Origin of the sequence: Methanobrevibacter filiformis, assembly GCF_001639265.1 — an archaeon.
Lineage (GTDB): Archaea > Methanobacteriota > Methanobacteria > Methanobacteriales > Methanobacteriaceae > Methanacia > Methanacia filiformis.
Genome location: NZ_LWMT01000175.1, coordinates 1 through 895 on the forward strand (window position 1 = coordinate 1; position 895 = coordinate 895).

Genomic DNA, 895 nt, shown 5'->3' on the forward strand with positions numbered 1-895 from the left:
ATGTTTTGTACACTATTACTGTGACTAATAATGGTTTGACTAATGCTTCTGGTGTTTTTGTTATTGAGAATTTAACTAATAATAGTAAAGTGCAGTTTGTTAGTGCTAATGCAAGTAAAGGAATATATAATAATGTTTCTGGGATTTGGAATATTGGTGATTTGAGTACTGGTGAATCTGTAACCTTAAACCTAACTGTTCTTGTTACTGGCACAGGAAATATCACAAACATTGTGAATGTTACTACTGATGAGCCTAATACTGGTGATCCTGAGGATAATGAGACTGTTGTTGTTAATGATACTGTTAATGTGAGTATTGTTAAGGTTGCGAATGTTACTGTTGTGAGTGTTGGTGATAATGTTTTGTACACTATTACTGTGACTAATAATGGTTTGACTAATGCTTCTGGTGTTTTTGTTATTGAGAATTTAACTAATAATAGTAAAGTGCAGTTTGTTAGTGCTAATGCAAGTAAAGGATCATATAATAATGTTTCTGGGATTTGGAATATTGGTGATTTGAGTACTGGTGAATCTGTAACCTTAAACCTAACTGTTCTTGTTACTGGCACAGGAAATATCACAAACATTGTGAATGTTACTACTAATGAGCCTAATACTGGTGATCCTGATGATAATGAGACTGTCACTGTAAACGATACTGTTAATGTGAGTATTGTTAAGGTTACGAATGTTACTGTTGCAAGTGTTGGTGATAATGTTTTATACACTATTACTGTGACTAATAATGGTTTGACTAATGCTACTGGTGTTTTTGTTATTGAGAATTTAACTAATAATAGTAAAGTGCAGTTTGTTAGTGCTAATGCAAGTAAAGGATCATATAATAATGTTTCTGGGATTTGGAATATTGGTGATTTGGGCACTGGTGA

The 895-nt window shown here is 32.6% G+C and carries 1 pseudogene; it reads left to right on the plus strand.

The window, feature by feature from the left end:
• Positions 1-895: pseudogene (locus MBFIL_RS04765) on the plus strand (hypothetical protein); the annotation flags it as partial.